This is a genomic window from Pseudomonas neuropathica (genome assembly GCF_051174785.1).
In the GTDB taxonomy this organism is placed as follows: Bacteria; Pseudomonadota; Gammaproteobacteria; order Pseudomonadales; family Pseudomonadaceae; genus Aquipseudomonas; species Aquipseudomonas neuropathica_A.
Map to the genome: position 1 here is coordinate 2,150,616 of NZ_CP195111.1, position 16,910 is coordinate 2,167,525.

A 16,910-nucleotide genomic window follows, 5' to 3' on the forward strand; every position below is an offset into this window, starting at 1 on the left:
AAGGATGGAGAAAGCATGTACGCCACCCAACAAAGTCCTCTGCCAAACGCGGCAGACAAAGCGGCTCTGAAGCGAATCGCGTATACCGTCGTGCAGAACTGCCCCGGTCTGCAGGACGCCGCCCATCAAGCGGCCCGTGATCTGCTGGAAGCCAAAGGCTTGTCGAGCCTTGATCCCGATCAGGTTTATTTCCATCGCTTCAAAACGGCCCAAAGCAGCACCCGCTCGTTTAGCGGCTGGGAGCACATCCGCGAAAAACCCTACGAATCGACAACGCTGACACAGTTGGTGATTCATCGTTTTCGCGCCACCGATCAGGACAACGCCGATCTTCTCGATCTCTATGGTGGCTTCTATGCCGAAGGTCCGCAGGGCGAGAATTTCGACGAAAAAAACCAGGTGCGCCTGCATGGCGATGACGTCTTGAAGGCGTTCTGGAGTCTCGACTTCAGTGGCCACTTCACCGCGACACTGACAGACTTCTGGAACAGCCACGCCGACGATTTCCGCACATTGGCCAAATGCAATTTCCTCAGTCGTGCGGTGCAGGCTCTGGACCTTGGGCAACTCACCGGCAGTGACTTCCAATGGCTGGTGAACTCGGTGGTGGGGCCGGTCAGCTGGCCGATAACCCTGAGCATGCTGCAAGCGAGTCATACGCCAACGGGGGATGTTTGCGCCTTCGACGTTGACGGGCATGTCGCAACCCAACTGTTGCGCATCGTCGACCCCGGCGGCCGACAGATTATCTATCTGCCCAGTGAAGCCAATGCGTTCGTGATCAAGGAAACCGCTGCCGATCTGCATTGGTGGCTGCTGGAGCAAATGAATGATGCGAAACGTCGCCAAGCCTTTATGGATCATTTTGCCCTCGCCGATCGTCAGCACATGACTGAAAACGTCACTGATCTGATGAATCGGCTGGTGGACACCTGGGGCCGGGCCGACCATCACCTGATCAACCGTACGAACCTTGTGCTGACTGATGATGCATTCAGTTGGCTGCGCGACTCGACCCGCCAGGCGATGTTCGCAGAAGCCCACCTGTCCCTGACATCGAATGGTGATCTGCGCAAAAAGCTGTGGATCGGTTATCTGAGTGCGGGACTCAAGGTGTTTGGACCGATGGCTACTGTCGGTTGGCCGCTGGCGTTGCCGGTGATTGGTGCCACGATTGCGAGCATGGGACTGAATATCGATCAGGCACAAAACGGCAAGAGCAACGCCGAACGCAAGGCCGGCGTGCTGGGTGCAGTCTTGAGTGGCATCAACCTGTTATTCAACCTTCCATTGCTGATCGGCACCGGGCCGATGCTGGAAATCGGCGCCGAGGTCGAGGTGGCAGAGGCCGCAGAAATGGCCGAGTACAGCGAAGCCTTGAATCCTGACACCGAGGCCGACAATCCCCTGCAGATCATGGTGCCGGGCGATGTCGACATCACCGTACCGAACCTTGACGAAACGGTGCTGGTTCCGGCGCAGAACGCCCCACCGCCACCCGTACCGGAACGCTATCAATGCAACGAGTTGCTCGATGGCACAGCACTCGGCGAAGAGTCCGGGAAATTCCACGGTATCTACCGTCTCGACTCTGATCCGCCCTATGCCATTTTGATGAATGACGCGCCGTACTATGTGCGTTACTTCGCCAACGCTCGCGGCAGTGGCGACTGGGCCATCGTTGACCCTGAGCGCCCCAACCAGCTCGTCCACGCCCTGCCAATCCGCCTCAATGGCGAAGGTGAATGGGAGCGAATGCCCGCACTGGGCCTGAAGGGAGGCGGCCAGTGCATGGGCAAGCAATGCGCCCCTGATATCGAACTCGATACCTTCGAACCTGCATCACCGGAGACGCCCACCCAACCAGCGCAAGCACCGCAACCTTCAACATCGCGCCCCCCGCGTCCGGTGACCAGCGCCTACGACATCGACCCGCTTGTGCGCCGCTCGATTAAAGCCTGGGCGTTGAGCCTCAACGAAACCCATGCCCAGTTGCAGCCCGATGGGGCCGGCGGTTTTGGCATGGATGATCCGTTCGAATTGTATGCCGCCGGCAAACGCACGCTGCTGCAAAGTTCGGCCCGAGGCTTTTTCAAGAATCTGCCGTGGATCATCCAGCCTGCGCGTCCGGCAATACCCGAAATCAGCCGCCTGATGCCGCTGGCCGATCTTGTCGATGGAATTTTTGAAAGTGCTTCAGGGCTGGTGGTGGGAGAAACCCTTGATCGCATCGCCAGCCTGCGTTTTCTGATTGAAAGCATGCCGGCGCTGGCCCGCCACGCCAAAACCCTCTACATGCGCGGGTTGCTCAGTGACTTCGCTCAGGTTGAACTGAACAGCTACTTCACCAGCGGCCAGATGACCGTGGATTTACGCAATTACTTGAACAGCCTCGGCACCGATCCTGGCGGTCGCTTCACCCCACTGGAGCTGGTCCAGGTTGCGCGAGCGAACGGGGTTCGGGTCCAGGCGATCGACTGCGCCGCCAGCTACAAAATGAAAACCCCGCTGCCCTCCGTCGACGAGCAAATGATGAGCACCTACCTGACAAACGACATCATGACCGGCGACGTTTACCTCAACAGCCCGGGAAAATGGATCGTAGTAACGGATGCTCACAACACCAATACCTTCAGAGGACTGCTGGGCATCAGCGAATTGAAGGGAGGAATCGGCCTGCGAATCGATGAAGTCGGCGCCGGTGCAGAGCTGGGTGTCGACGTCGACCCGGGCATTGAAGTCCCACGCGGCAGCTCCCCCGGTGGCACTGTCAGGCAAGGAAATCCGGATCTGCTTCGCGCCGATTTGCGTTTGAAAGTTCAGGCACCCGAGGTGGCCTGGAGCGAGGAGACGCTGGAGAATCTTTTGTACAGGCGCGGCATGTATCTGTTCGAAAAAGCGGGCGACAGCTACACCCTGATCCACCGCAGCAAACAGGGCATGCTCCAGCGCACTCCCGTCGCTCGATTGAATGACGGCAAGGTCTCTCTCCACCGACCTGCGTGGCAACGTGTGAATGACATCGAGTTCACCAATTTGAAGGACATGTCTCAACGGTTGTCCGATACCGGACTGATATTGCGTAGCCGGATTCCTGATTGAGGCTCTCGGGTGAGCAAGGAAACGCCCTACAACAAAAATGCCAGTCAGCAAAACTGACTGGCATTTATCATCAACCTTCCTCGGTGCTTGTTAAGCCAGCTAGCGCCTGAAAAACGTCCTGCAAACAGTCCTCCTCCATCACCCCCACGCAATTATCAATAGTGGGCACTATGCGGTAGCCGGGTAGTGCACTCCCCTTGAGCGAATCGGTCATGCTCAGTCTTTGTTTCTCAAGGATGAAGAACCCATGACCTCCCCCGAACGACGTCTCCTGCCAAACGCAGCGGACAAAACTGCCCTCAAAGCCATTGCCGCGACTATCGTGCAGACCTGCCCGAGTCTGCACGACGCTGCCCGTCAAGTCGCCAATGAAATCCTGGTGGACAAAGGACTGTCCGGCCTCGATCCGGACCGGGTTTACTTCCACCGTTTCAAAGCGGCCCAGAGCAGTACGCTGACCTTCACGGGTTGGGAACACTTGCTGGAAAAGCCTTACGAAACGCTCACCCTCACGCAGTTGGTGATCCATCGTTTTCGCTCGACCGATCAAGACAACGCAGATCTGCTTGGCCTCTACTGCGGCTTCTACTCGGATGGCCCGGAGGCGGAAAACTTCAATCAGCGCAATGAAGTGCGGTTGCTGGGCAGCGATGTGCTGAAGGCGTTCTGGGACGTCGACTTCAGCGCGCGCTACACAGGTCAGCTGACGACATTCTGGCAAACCTCGTCGGATGACTTCCGCGCCCTGGCAAAGTGCAACTTTCTCAGTCTGGCGGTGCAGGCGCTGCAACAGGGTGACCTTGATGGAACTGATTTTCAGCGCATCGTCAGCTCGGTAATCGGCCCCGTCACCTGGCCCGTTACCCTGCCAATGCTGCAAGCGTTACACCCGGTCAGTGCGCAAGTGCGGACGCTGGATCTCGATGGCCGCGTCGCCTCCAATGCGCTGCGTCTGGTGGAAGACAGTGGCCGCCAGACCCTTTACTTGCCAGGCGAAGCACGGGCATTCCTCTTGATGGACAATCAAGCGGATCTGCACTGGTGGATGCTTGAGCAGATGAACTCAGAGGACAAGCGCACGGCGTTTCTCCAGCATTTCCCGCTGGCTGATCGCAATCACCTGAGCGAAAACCTCACCGATCTGATGAACCGCCTGGTGAGCACCTGGGGCCACAGCGATCACCGAATGATCAATCGCAGCAACGACGCGATCAGCGGTGACGCATTTACCTGGTTGAGCGAGTCGACACGTACGGGCATGGTTGCCGAGGCGCGCCTGGTGCTCACTTCCAACAGTAAACTGCGCAAAAAACTCTGGATCGGTTATTTGAGTGCCGGGCTGAAAGTATTCGGCCCGATGGCAGCTGTGGGCTGGCCTGTGGCGTTGCCTTTGATTGGCGCCAGCATCGCGAACATGGGATTGAACATCGATCAGGCCATCAACGGCACTACACCAACCGACCGCAAGGCCGGTGTTACCGGCGCAGTGCTCAATGCCATCGACATTGTGTTCAACATTCCTTTTCTGATCGGCACTGGCGCGCAACTTGAAGTCGGCCCGCAGGTGGAGTTTGCCGAAGCTGAAGAAATGCGCGGGTTGATCGAGTTCACATCGCCTGACGCCCCCTTCTTGCCGCCAGTGGATCAACCGCCAGTCACGGCGGCTGATCCACTGGCGACCGTTGAGCTGACAAACGAAATCCCCACCGAGACAACCCTCGTATCCACCCGGCAGTTGGCCATGGCTGCAGCGCGCCAAGGTTGGTCTTTTCCAAAGATTCCTGCCCAATATCGATGCAACGAGTTATTGGCCCACCGTTCTGTAGAGGCAGCGCCAGGCAAATATGAGGGCATTTATCGCCTGGACAAGGAGCCGGGCTATGCCATCGAAATGGATGGCGCCGCGTACTACGTGCGCTACTTTGCCGACTCCGAGGACGCTGGCTACTGGGCCGTCGTCAATCCCGAGCGCCCCAATCAATTCGCTTACTCGTTGCCAGTACGCTTCGGTAGTAGCGGCAAGTGGCAACGCATACCCGCGTTGCGTCTCAGGGGAGGCGGCCAATGCATGGGCAAGGCCTGTTTCCTGGACACCGACCTGTCCTCGGCCCAGGGTTCAGCAACGCCGTCAGCGGAGCTTCCCCTCGTCGAAGCGGTTTCACCGGTCGCGCGACCACTGCGCCTGGTTACTCCCCTCAACGACATCCCAGGAATGGATATGGCGAAAATGAAACGATGGGCAATGAACTTGCCCGAGACTTTCGCCGAGCTCTCCAGCGCAAACCGTGGTAACCCATCAACTGCCGATACGTACGCGGCCTATTTTCGCGAAAAACGCTCGTTCCTGCTAAACGAGGCCAAAGAGTATTACTCAGAGCTGAACTGGACCAACCTGCCCGCACGGCCAGTCATCCCGCCAATCGATGCCGAGATGCAGACGGCTGAGTTGATTGATCGCATCTTTGCCAATACCGATGGACTGGTCGTCGGCGAAACCCTTGATCGCATCGCCAGCATGCGTTTCATGATCGAAAACATGCCGGCGTTCGCACGGCATATCGACACACTTTATGTACGTGGTTTGCTGAGCGATTTTGCCCAGGCAGACCTCAACGACTTTTACCTGTCGGGAGAGATGTCAGAGGATCTTCGCGGCTACCTGTCCAGCCTGGATACCGACCCTGCTGGCCGGTTCAACATGTTTGAACTGATCAAGGCTGCCCAGGCCAATGGCATCCGGCCCCACGGTCTTGAAGTCGCGCACAGTTACAAGCTGAAGGTACCGCTGACTTCGATCGAAGAGCAGATGATCCACGCCCGGCTCGCCTCTCAAATCATGTGGGGTGACGAGCTCCTCAACAGACCAGGCAAATGGGTTGCCTTGGTCGAGGCAACGAACAGCAATACCTTCAGAAATCTGCCAGGCATCAGCGAAATCAGAGGCGGCATCGGGTTACGCATTGAAGAAGCAGCGTCCAGCGAAGTGCCCGGCATCAGAATCGACCCGGGACTGGAAGTCGCTCGGGGGCCGTTTGATAACGGGGCATCGACGCGCAACTCATCCGACTTTCTATTCGCGGATCTGCGCTTGCAGATCGAAACACCCGTGCCGCAGTGGACTGAGGCGACGGTGAATACACTGCTGAATCGCAACGGCATGTTCATGCTCGAAAAAACGCAGAATGCATACACGCTTGTGCGTCGCAACAGCGACGGCAATATTGTTCGAACAATGGTGAATCGCAGAGGGGATGGTCAGGTTTACATCTGGGCACAGTCGATGCCGCGAATCAGCGGCATCATGTTCCGTGACATCGCCGCGTTATCCCAGCGTTTGATAGAGATCGGCTTGACCCTGCAAAGTCGCTTGCCCGGCTAACTGTTTTCAGGGCATGAAACGAAAAAACCCTTGGCTTCAGGCCAAGGGTTTTTCGTTAATCAACCTGCAGCGGGATTATTCCCACTCAATGGTCGCTGGCGGCTTGCTCGATACGTCGTAAGTGACGCGAGAGATGCCTTCGATTTCATTGATGATGCGGCCAGAAACAGTTTCCAGCAGTTCGTAAGGCAGGTGAGCCCAACGCGCGGTCATGAAGTCGATGGTTTCTACGGCACGCAGGGCAACCACCCAAGCGTAACGACGGCCGTCGCCAACAACGCCAACCGATTTCACTGGCTGGAACACGACGAAAGCCTGGCTGACTTTGTGGTACCAGTCGGCTTTGCGCAGTTCTTCGATGAAGATGTGGTCAGCGCGACGCAGCAGGTCGGCGTATTCCTTTTTCACTTCACCGAGGATACGCACGCCCAAGCCCGGGCCCGGGAACGGGTGACGGTAGACCATGTCGTACGGCAGGCCCAGTTCCAGACCCAGACGACGGACTTCGTCCTTGAACAGTTCGCGCAGTGGCTCGACCAGCTTCAGGTTCATCTCTTCCGGCAAGCCGCCCACGTTGTGGTGCGACTTGATCACGTGGGCCTTGCCGCTTTTCGCGCCGGCCGACTCGATCACGTCCGGGTAGATGGTGCCCTGCGCGAGGTACTTGATGTTTTCCAGTTTGTTCGACTGGGCATCAAAGACGTCGATGAAGGTGCGACCGATGATTTTGCGCTTCTTCTCCGGGTCGGCTTCGCCGGCCAGGTTGTTGAGGAACTGCTCTTCAGCGTTGGCGCGGATTACTTTGACACCCATGTTCTCGGCGAACATGGCCATCACTTGCTCGCCTTCGTGCAGACGCAGCAGGCCGTTGTCGACGAAGACGCAGGTCAGCTGATCGCCAATGGCTTTGTGCAGCAGCGCGGCAACCACCGAGGAGTCAACGCCGCCGGACAGACCCAGCAGCACGTTGTCGGTGCCGACTTGGGCGCGGATGTTGGCGATGGCATCTTCAGCGATCTTCGACGGCGTCCACAGGGCTTCACAGCCGCAGATGTCGAGGACGAAGCGCGACAGGATACGACCGCCCTGTTTGGTGTGGGTCACTTCCGGGTGGAACTGCACGCCGTAGTAGCCACGGTCGTCGTTGAACATACCGGCGATCGGGCAGCTCGGGGTGCTGGCGAGGATGTGGAAGTCTTCCGGCATTCTGGTGACCTTGTCACCGTGGCTCATCCACACGTCGAGGCCGAACAGGCCGTCGGCGTCGATGTGGTCTTCGATGCCATCGAGCAGGCGGCTCTTGCCGACCACGTCAACGCGGGCGTAACCGAACTCACGCAGTTCGGAACCTTCCACCTTGCCACCCAGTTGCTCGGCCATGGTCTGCATGCCGTAGCAGATACCGAAAACCGGTACGCCCAGATCGAACACAGCCTGCGGGCAGCGCGGGCTGTCGGCGACGTGCACGGACTCGGGGCCGCCGGCGAGGATGACGCCTTTAGGAGCGAATTCGCGGATCGCATCTTCGTCCATGTCGAACGGGTGCAGTTCGCAGTACACACCGATTTCACGCACGCGGCGGGCAATCAGTTGGGTGTATTGCGAACCGAAGTCGAGGATCAGGATGCGGTGAGCGTGAATATCGAGGGCCATGATTCAGTCTCGTCTAAGTCGTTCAGAAACAGTCGTGATTCAGAAACAACTCGGGGCTGAATCAAACAGCCCCGGTTGCTTACTTTATTGCTAGAAGGCTCAACCTACGCGGTAGTTTGGCGCTTCTTTAGTGATCTGCACGTCGTGCACGTGGGATTCGGCCATACCGGCACCGGTGATCCGCACGAATTCAGGCTTGGTGCGCATTTCTTCGATGTTGGCGCTACCGGTGTAGCCCATCGAGGAACGCAGGCCGCCCATCAACTGGTGAATGATCGCGCTCAGGGTGCCTTTGTAAGGCACACGGCCTTCGATGCCTTCCGGAACGAGTTTCTCGGCGCCTGCCGAGGAGTCCTGGAAGTAACGGTCGGAAGAACCTTGAGCCTGGGACATGGCGCCCAGCGACCCCATGCCGCGATACGCCTTGTACGAACGGCCCTGGAACAGTTCGATCTCGCCCGGCGCTTCTTCAGTACCGGCGAACATCGAGCCCATCATCACGCAGGAAGCACCGGCGACGATGGCCTTGGACAGGTCACCGGAGAAACGGATGCCGCCGTCGGCGATCAACGGAACGCCAGTGCCTTCGAGGGCAGCGGCGACGTTGGCGATGGCACTGATTTGCGGGACGCCGACACCGGCGACGATACGGGTGGTGCAGATCGAGCCAGGGCCGATACCGACCTTGACTGCGTCAGCGCCTGCTTCAGCCAGAGCCTTGGCAGCAGCGCCGGTGGCGATGTTGCCGCCGATCACCTGCACTTCAGGGAAATTCTCTTTGACCCAGCGAACGCGGTCGATCACGCCTTTGGAATGGCCGTGCGCGGTGTCGACTACAACCACGTCAACGCCGGCGTTAACCAGTGCGGTGACGCGATCACCGGTGTCTTTACCGGTGCCGACCGCAGCACCGACGCGCAGACGACCTTGATCGTCCTTGCTGGCCAGCGGGTAGGCTTTGGCTTTTTCGATATCGTTGACGGTCATCATGCCTTTGAGGGCGAATTTGTCGTCGACGATCAGCACGCGCTCGATGCGGTGTTTGTGCAGCAGTTCGCGTACGTCGTTCTTGTCGGCGCCTTCCTTGACCGTGACCAGACGCTCTTTAGGCGTCATCACTTCACGGACAGTGGCTTCCAGACGGTTTTCGAATCGTACGTCACGGGAAGTGACGATGCCGACCAGGTCGCCATCGTGCAGGACCGGAACGCCGGAAATGTTGTGCATGCGGGTCAATTCGAACAGGTCACGCACCGTGGCATCAGCCTCGATGGTGATCGGATCCTTGACGACGCCGGCTTCGAACTTCTTGACCTTACGCACTTCGGCAGCTTGCTGCTCGATGGTCATGTTCTTGTGGATAATGCCGATGCCACCTTCCTGAGCCATGGCGATTGCCAGACGGGCTTCAGTGACGGTGTCCATTGCAGCAGAAACCAGAGGAATGTTCAGCTCGATGCCACGGGTAAGGCGGGTCTTGAGACTGACTTCGTTAGGAAGTACCTCGGAATAACCGGGCACTAGGAGAATGTCGTCGAATGTCAGAGCTTCTTGGCTGATACGCAGCATCGCGGGGGCTCCCGAGCGGGAAAATGGAAGCGCGCCATTATAGTCAGACACCCCCTGCTGTTCAATGTAAAACTCAGCTTAATATCAATGTTGCTGATGTACGGGAAATCCCCGCCCCTACAGCTCCACCTTGACCCAAGAGACAGGTTGATCGAGCCAATCGGCGAACTCATCGATAAAGCTTTGCTTGAACCCCGCTTCCAACCAGTTGTTGAAGATGAAGCCGAGGTTGGAGAACGCGCACTCCTGCAGGTACAGAAAGCCGTTGATGTCGTCTTCATGGCCGCATTCCGGGCAGGTGAAATTGTCGGTACGCCCGGGCATCCACTCTTCCAGGCTTTCGAACAACGCTTCGCCAACCTCGCGACGGCACTCGGCGCAACCGGCCTCTTCGAGAAAACCTTTGGCCGGCGTGTAGATGCAGCGCTTGGTGACAACCTCCAGGCCGTTGATCGGTTCACCAAATGGCAACGCCTGCGGGTGCAGCACCACGGCACGGGCACCGTCGGCAATCGCGTACGCCATGCGATTGCCGGTGCGGCCACAGGTGGTCAGCTCTTCCTTGACGATGTTCTTGCGTACCAGCCAACGCAGAATCGCCCGGGCCCGGGGTTCGTGGACCGGCAGGGTGGAGATTTTCGGGACGATGATGCTTTGCGAATTCATGGAAAGTCCTGCGGTATGGCTTCTGACGCCTTCGCGAGCAGGCTCGCTCCCACAATGGAATGCATTTCCCACAGTGGGAGCGAGCCTGCTCGCGAAGAGGCCCTAAAGGCCGGCAGCTTAATCCCTGACAAAATCCGGTCAAGTGCTGAGGTAGCGCCCGATCAACGCAATCCCGCTCGCCAGCACCAGCCAAGTCACCAATCGCACAAATGCCTCGCGCGACAGCCGCATGGTCAACCTCCGCCCGATCCACAACCCAAGCGCCATGGCCGGCAACAGACACAGCGCCAGCATCAGCAAGGGTAGCTCGGCATACACACCGGCGATGGCGAACAGACTCAAACGCACCACCGTGCTGCAACTGATCAACGCACTTTGCGTGGCCCGCGCCGCGTCTTTCGGCAGTCGGCTGTTGAGATAAATCGCATATAAAAAGCCGCCACTGCCAAACAGCGCCCCGAACAATCCACCCACAGTCCCCATCGGCACTGCCCACGCCGCCGCCAATTGCGCCGGCCGCGCTTTCACCCACAGGCTGTAAATTGCATAAGCGCTGATAAACAGCCCCATCAACAACAGCAACACATCGGATTTGAGGTTGAGCAGAAAAATCACCCCTAACGTGCAACCCACCGCCATGCATGGCAGCAGCCGCAACAACTCCGGTTTCGCCACATCACGCCGTGACGGCAGCAGATTGCCGAACGCTGCAACGAAATCCAGTAGCACCAACAGCGGCACAATCTTCGACAACGGCATGAACAGAATCAGAATCGGCCCCGCCACCAGCGCCGTGCCAAAACCGGCAATGCCGAACACGATGTAAGCCAGGGCGATGCCCAGCCCGATCACCGCCCAACCACCGGGGCCCCACGCCCACTCACTCAACAACCCCGCCACGCTCATCGATGCGCTTCCTTAGTAAACCTGAGATGACTTTAGCCAGCGCCGAGGGTTGCGACTAATATCTTCAACGTCGCCAAGCCATCTCGAAAAGGCATACCTGATGCTTTCAACCCGCCAATTGCGCTACTTCGTGGAAATTGCCGAATGCGGCAGCTTCAGTGCGGCGGCGGAACGCTTGTTCATTGCGCAATCAGCGCTGAGCCGGCAGATCAAGGACATGGAAGCGCGTCTGCAAACACCGCTGTTCGAACGCACGGCGCGCCAGCCTCGGCTCACGGCGGCGGGCGAAGCGTTTTTGCCGCGAGCCCGCAATCTGCTCAATGAACTGGGTACGGCCAGCGCCATGGCCACTGAGGTCGGCAATGGCCAACTCGGCACATTGCGCCTCAGCCACTCCAGCACCGTGTCGATCAGCGGTCGCTTGCTCCGCGATATCGGCGCCTACCTTGAGCAGCAACCCGGCGTATCGCTGGATATCGGCAAACTGTCTTCAGAAGCGCAGCTTGAAGAATTGGCCGAAGGCCGACTCGATATTGGCTTGCTGCGCCTGCCCGTGCTTCGCCAGCGCGAAGGCATTCAGCTCGTACCGCTGTTTACCGAGCGCTTGCTACTGGCGGTGCCGGCCGATCATCGACTGACGGGGTCCAATACCGTCGAACTGTCACAGTTGAAGGACGAGGCGTTCATCTCGATTCCGCATCCGCAACGCGGCGGACTGAGTTATCTGTGTGCTGACTTGTGCATGCGCCAGAGCTTCTTCCCGAAAGCGGCGCGAGTGATGTCGCGCAAAACCACGCAACTACAGCTGATTCAGGCCGGCTTCGGCATCGCCCTGCTGCCGGAATCCATGCAGGACATCGCCCCGAGCGGCGTACGATTTTTGCCGCTGGCCGATCCCGACTGCCAAAGCACCGTCGCCCTCGCCTACCGGCAGAATCCGACTCCGCTGATCCAACACTTCCTCCAGACCTTCACCAATCTTCTGTAGGAGCTGACGAGTGAAACGAGGCTGCGATCTTTTGATCCTGACCGCCAAAAGAAAGATCAAAAGATCGCAGCCTTCGGCAGCTCCTACAGGGGAGCGTGTATTGCATTGGAAATTAGCTTTAAACTGCGCCCCATGATTAAAGATCCCTTTGCAAGACTTGGCCTGGACCGTGAAGTCCTGACCGTCAGCCAGCTCAACGGCCGCGCGCGGGTGTTGCTTGAAGACGTATTCAGCAACATCTGGGTCGAAGGCGAAATCTCCAACCTCGCCCGCCCGGCGTCCGGTCACATCTACTTCACCCTCAAGGACAGCGGCGCGCAGGTGCGTTGCGCGCTGTTCCGGCAGAACGCTGCGCGGGTGCGCCAAGCCTTGAAGGATGGCCTGGCAGTGAAAGTGCGCGGCAAGGTTTCGCTGTTCGAAGGCCGTGGCGACTATCAGCTGATTCTCGACACCGTCGAGCCTGCCGGTGACGGCGCGCTGCGTCTGGCCTTCGATGCGCTGAAAGAAAAGCTCAGCGCCGAAGGCCTGTTCAGTGCCGAACGCAAAGTGCCGCTGCCGGCGCATCCGCAGCGCATCGGCATCATCAGCTCGCCGACCGGCGCGGTGATTCGCGACATCATCAGCGTGTTCCGCCGCCGTGCGCCACAAGTGCAACTGACGTTGATCCCGACCGCCGTGCAGGGCCGCGAAGCCACCGCGCAGATCGTTCGCGCGCTGAAAATGGCCGATGCGCGTGGCTTCGATGCGCTGATCCTCGCCCGTGGCGGCGGCTCGCTGGAAGACCTCTGGTGCTTCAACGAAGAAGCCGTGGCTCGCGCCGTCGATGCCTGCGTGACGCCGATTGTCAGCGCCGTTGGCCATGAAACCGACGTGTCGATCAGTGACTTTGTCGCTGACGTTCGCGCGCCAACGCCGTCCGCTGCCGCTGAGTTGCTCGCGCCCGATTCCAGTCATCTGATCCGCCAGGTCGAAAGCCTGCATCGCCGTCTGGTGATGCGCATGCGCGATCGCTTGATGCGTGATCGCCTGCGTCTCGAAGGCATGGCCCGTCGCCTGCGTCATCCCGGCGAACGTCTGCGCCAGCAGGCGCAGCGTCTGGACGATCTGGACATGCGCATGCGCCGGGCATTCGAGCGCAGCCTCAACACACGTCGCGAGCGCCTGATCCGCCTGGAAACCCGCCTAGCCGGGCAACATCCGGGACGGCAACTGGCGATGTTGCGTCAGCGCCTCGACAGCCTCGCCGAACGCCTGCCCCGCGCCATGCGCGAAGGTCTGAAGAATCGTCGACTGCAACTGCACAGCCAGATGCAGACGCTGCATGTGGTCAGCCCGCTGGCAACGCTCGGGCGGGGTTACAGCATTCTGCTGGATGAGCGCGGCCACGCGATCCGCAACGCCGCGCAAACCCACACCGGTCAGCGCCTGAAAGCCAAACTCGGCGAAGGCGAACTGCAAGTGCGCGTCGAGGACAATCACCTGACGCCTGTCACCCTCTCTTTACTGGACTGATCCATGCCGCGTTTTCTGGCTCCACTGTTTTTGCTCTGCCTGACTTTCAATGCCCACGCCGACAGTTACATCACCCGGCTGCTGAACAAACCGGTGCCGGGTGGCGTGGCAGTGGTTGATCTCGGCTCAGCCGCGCAGGCACCGAAAGCCACGTATCAAGGCAAACCGGTGCTGGTGGTGAAAGAGCAGAACAACTGGCTGGCGATTGTCGGCGTGCCGTTGACTGTGAAGCCGGGCGCGCAACAGATCAGCAGCGGCGGGCGCAATCTGCCGTTCACCGTGGGCAACAAGAAATACCCGGAACAGCGCATCACCCTGAAGAACAAGCAGCAGGTCAATCCGGACCAGTCGAACCTCAAGCGTATCGAAGGTGAACTGGCCGAGCAGATCAAGGCCTACCGCAGCTTCAGCCCGAACACGCCGAGCAATCTGCTGCTGGACAAACCGGTCAACGGGCCGCTGTCGAGCAAGTTTGGCGTGCGTCGCTTCTTCAATGGTGAAGAGCGCAATCCCCACGCTGGTCTCGACTTCGCGGTGCCGGCGGGCACGCCGATCAAGACCCCGGCGGCGGGCAAGGTGATCCTCACCGGCAACTACTTTTTCAATGGCAACACGGTGTTTGTCGACCATGGCCAGGGCTTTATCAGCATGTTCTGCCATATGTCGAAGATTGATGTGAAAGTCGGTGATCAACTGGCGCGGGGCGCTGTGGTCGGCAAGGTTGGCTCGACTGGCCGGGCGACCGGGCCGCATATGCACTGGAATGTTAGCCTGAATGATGCGCGGGTGGATCCGGCGATTTTCATTGGCGCGTTTCAACCCTGAATGATGTATTGAGGCGACCGGCCTCTTCGCGAGCAGGCTCGCTCCCACAGGGGATCTGTGTTTTGAGTAAGATCCAGTGTGGGAGCGAGCCTGCTCGCGAAGGCGGCCTACACAGCACACCAATACTTGCTGAATTCCCGCATACCTCAATTGCGCCCCAATCAAACCTCGCGCAAATATCACAACGATCAGCGATCTCTAGCGCAATAAAATCCCGCAAAAACTCACTTTCCGGGTATTCCTCTCAATTTTTTCCGACTGCTTGCCATCCTCTCCCCTCGCGGTTAGGGTTGAAGGCATGAAAACCTCTCACACCCTCATTCAGCTTCGCCAGCACCGCAGCCTGTGCCTCGTCAGCGCACGACTGCCAGGCTGAATCGCGGCACCTCGTCCCACGCTTTTCCCTGAACATTCGTAACACCGGCAGGCCGCCTCTTTTCGGCCCAGACAATAAGGAATTTCCCGATGAGCATGCTCAAAGATCCGTCTTCGAAATACCGCGCGTTTCCTGTCATCAACCTGCCGGATCGCACCTGGCCGTCGAAAACCATCGACACCGCGCCGATCTGGTGCAGCTCCGACCTGCGTGACGGCAACCAGTCGCTGATCGAACCGATGGACGCAGTGAAGAAGCTGCGTTTCTGGAAAACCCTCGTTCAGGTCGGTGTGAAGGAAATCGAAGCGTCGTTCCCGGCCGCTTCGCAAACCGACTTCGACTTCGTGCGCACCCTGATCGAAGAAGGCCACATCCCGGACGACACCACCATTCAGGTGCTGACCCAAGGCCGTGAAGACCTGATCGAGCGCACTTTCGAATCCTTGCGCGGTGCGAAGAAAGCCATCGTTCACTTGTACAACGCCACTTCGCCTTCCTTCCGTCGCATCGTCTTCAACCAGGACAAGGACGGCATCAAGGCCATCGCCGTCAACGCAGCCAAGCTGTTCGTCAAATACGCGGCGATGCAGCCGGATACCGAGTGGACCTTCGAATACTCGCCGGAAACCTTCAGTGCCACCGAGCTGGAGTTCGCCAAGGAAGTCTGTGATGCGGTGATCGAGGTGTGGAACCCGACGCCTGAGCACAAGATGATCCTCAACCTGCCGGCCACCGTTGAATGTGCAACCCCGAACATCTACGCCGATCAGATCGAGTGGTTCGGCCGCAACATCAACCGTCGTGACAGCGTGATCATCAGCCTGCACACCCACAACGACCGTGGCACCGGCGTTGCCGCCACCGAACTGGGCCTGATGGCCGGCGCTGATCGCGTCGAAGGCTGCCTGTTCGGCAACGGCGAGCGTACCGGTAACGTCGACCTCGTCACCGTCGCATTGAACATGTACACCCAGGGTCTCGACCCGCAGCTGGACTTCTCCGACATCGACGGCGTGCGCAAAGTCGTCGAGGAGTGCAACCAGATTCAGGTTCACCCGCGTCACCCGTACGTAGGCGACCTGGTCCACACCGCGTTCTCCGGCTCGCACCAGGATGCAATCCGCAAAGGCTTCTCCCAGCAGAAACCAGATGCACTTTGGGAAGTGCCGTACTTGCCGATCGACCCGGCCGACATCGGCCGCAGCTATGAGGCAGTGATTCGCGTCAACAGCCAGTCGGGCAAGGGCGGCATCGCCTACTTGCTGGAGCAGGAGTACGGCATCAGCCTGCCACGTCGCATGCAGATCGAGTTCAGCCAGGTCGTGCAGCGTGAAACCGACCGTCTCGGCCTGGAGATGACCGCCAAGCAGATTCATTCGCTGTTGATCAGCGAATACCTGCAAGCCAACACCCCGTACGCGCTGGTCAGCCATCGCCTGCAGGAAGAAAACGGCAACAGCGCCGTCGAAGTGGAAGTGGCGAGCAAAGGTCAGGGCGAAACCAACCTGCACTGGCGCGGCAAAGGCAACGGTGCGCTGGAAGCACTGGTCGCCGGCCTGCCGATTCCGGTGGAGATCATGGACTACAACGAACACGCCATCGGCGCGGGCACCAACGCCAAGGCAGCGGCGTACATCGAGCTGCGAGTGAATGGCGAGCGTGCGGTACACGGCGTGGGGATCGACGAAAACATCACCACGGCCAGCTTCAAGGCCCTGTTCAGCGCGCTGAACCGCTCGCTGAGCCAGCCTGAGGCGAAGGCGGCGTAATCGACCGCTGAAATGCAAAAGGCCCCGGAGTGCGAACTCCGGGGCCTTTTTTTGCCTGATGCGCTCGTTCCCATGCTCCGCGTGGGAATACCTCAAGGGACGCTCCGCGTCCAGTGACGCGGAGCGTCACGGGCTGCATTCCCACGCAGAGCGTGGGAACGATCG

10 protein-coding genes are annotated in these 16,910 nt (G+C 59.1%); 6 read left to right on the plus strand and 4 right to left on the minus strand.

Going from position 1 to position 16,910, the window contains the following annotated elements; all coding sequences use genetic code 11:
• Window positions 1-15: 15 nt before the first annotated feature.
• Together ACRRSD_RS09650 and ACRRSD_RS09655 are read left to right on the plus strand one after the other, a co-directional pair.
• Complete coding sequence (locus ACRRSD_RS09650) at window positions 16-3,102, plus strand: membrane-targeted effector domain-containing toxin (protein WP_435037940.1); 3,087 nt, start codon at window positions 16-18, stop codon at window positions 3,100-3,102.
• A gap of 247 nt (window positions 3,103-3,349) precedes the next feature.
• Window positions 3,350-6,481 (plus strand): membrane-targeted effector domain-containing toxin, encoded by a 3,132-nt coding sequence (locus tag ACRRSD_RS09655; protein WP_435038494.1) that lies wholly within the window; start codon window positions 3,350-3,352, stop codon window positions 6,479-6,481.
• A gap of 75 nt (window positions 6,482-6,556) precedes the next feature.
• Here the strand turns inward: ACRRSD_RS09655 and guaA are convergent, their stop codons facing one another.
• From guaA to ACRRSD_RS09675, 4 genes are all read right to left on the minus strand, one after another.
• Window positions 6,557-8,134, minus strand: coding sequence for a glutamine-hydrolyzing GMP synthase (guaA, locus tag ACRRSD_RS09660; RefSeq protein WP_007916833.1), 1,578 nt, complete (start codon window positions 8,132-8,134; stop codon window positions 6,557-6,559).
• 99 nt (window positions 8,135-8,233) lie between these two features.
• Window positions 8,234-9,703 carry an IMP dehydrogenase gene (gene guaB, locus ACRRSD_RS09665; RefSeq protein WP_414872528.1) on the minus strand — a complete coding sequence of 490 codons (1,470 nt, stop codon included), beginning with the start codon at window positions 9,701-9,703 and terminating at the stop codon, window positions 8,234-8,236.
• Between the two features lie 117 nt (window positions 9,704-9,820).
• Window positions 9,821-10,369 (minus strand): sugar ABC transporter ATPase, encoded by a 549-nt coding sequence (locus ACRRSD_RS09670; RefSeq protein WP_435037941.1) that lies wholly within the window; start codon window positions 10,367-10,369, stop codon window positions 9,821-9,823.
• Between the two features lie 138 nt (window positions 10,370-10,507).
• Window positions 10,508-11,275 (minus strand): sulfite exporter TauE/SafE family protein, encoded by a 768-nt coding sequence (locus tag ACRRSD_RS09675; protein ID WP_435037942.1) that lies wholly within the window; start codon window positions 11,273-11,275, stop codon window positions 10,508-10,510.
• 100 nt (window positions 11,276-11,375) lie between these two features.
• Here ACRRSD_RS09675 and ACRRSD_RS09680 point away from each other — a divergent pair, with 100 nt between their 5' ends.
• From ACRRSD_RS09680 to leuA, 4 genes are all read left to right on the plus strand, one after another.
• Window positions 11,376-12,263, plus strand: a complete 888-nt coding sequence (locus ACRRSD_RS09680; RefSeq protein WP_435037943.1) for a LysR family transcriptional regulator — start codon at window positions 11,376-11,378, stop codon at window positions 12,261-12,263.
• Window positions 12,264-12,395: 132 nt separating this feature from the next.
• Window positions 12,396-13,775 (plus strand): exodeoxyribonuclease VII large subunit, encoded by a 1,380-nt coding sequence (gene xseA / locus ACRRSD_RS09685; protein WP_008082520.1) that lies wholly within the window; start codon window positions 12,396-12,398, stop codon window positions 13,773-13,775.
• Between the two features lie 3 nt (window positions 13,776-13,778).
• Window positions 13,779-14,600 carry a peptidoglycan DD-metalloendopeptidase family protein gene (locus ACRRSD_RS09690; protein ID WP_414872532.1) on the plus strand — a complete coding sequence of 274 codons (822 nt, stop codon included), beginning with the start codon at window positions 13,779-13,781 and terminating at the stop codon, window positions 14,598-14,600.
• Between the two features lie 465 nt (window positions 14,601-15,065).
• Window positions 15,066-16,745 (plus strand): 2-isopropylmalate synthase, encoded by a 1,680-nt coding sequence (leuA, locus tag ACRRSD_RS09695; protein WP_194933493.1) that lies wholly within the window; start codon window positions 15,066-15,068, stop codon window positions 16,743-16,745.
• The last annotated feature ends 165 nt before the right edge of the window (window positions 16,746-16,910 follow it).

Coding starts and splice junctions, on each gene's coding strand:
- ACRRSD_RS09650 (WP_435037940.1), top strand. CDS start 16: ATGTACGCCACCCAACAAAGTCCTCTGCCAAACGCGGCAGACAAAGCG.
- ACRRSD_RS09655 (WP_435038494.1), top strand. CDS start 3,350: ATGACCTCCCCCGAACGACGTCTCCTGCCAAACGCAGCGGACAAAACT.
- guaA (WP_007916833.1), bottom strand. CDS start 8,134: ATGGCCCTCGATATTCACGCTCACCGCATCCTGATCCTCGACTTCGGT.
- guaB (WP_414872528.1), bottom strand. CDS start 9,703: ATGCTGCGTATCAGCCAAGAAGCTCTGACATTCGACGACATTCTCCTA.
- ACRRSD_RS09670 (WP_435037941.1), bottom strand. CDS start 10,369: ATGAATTCGCAAAGCATCATCGTCCCGAAAATCTCCACCCTGCCGGTC.
- ACRRSD_RS09675 (WP_435037942.1), bottom strand. CDS start 11,275: ATGAGCGTGGCGGGGTTGTTGAGTGAGTGGGCGTGGGGCCCCGGTGGT.
- ACRRSD_RS09680 (WP_435037943.1), top strand. CDS start 11,376: ATGCTTTCAACCCGCCAATTGCGCTACTTCGTGGAAATTGCCGAATGC.
- xseA (WP_008082520.1), top strand. CDS start 12,396: ATGATTAAAGATCCCTTTGCAAGACTTGGCCTGGACCGTGAAGTCCTG.
- ACRRSD_RS09690 (WP_414872532.1), top strand. CDS start 13,779: ATGCCGCGTTTTCTGGCTCCACTGTTTTTGCTCTGCCTGACTTTCAAT.
- leuA (WP_194933493.1), top strand. CDS start 15,066: ATGAGCATGCTCAAAGATCCGTCTTCGAAATACCGCGCGTTTCCTGTC.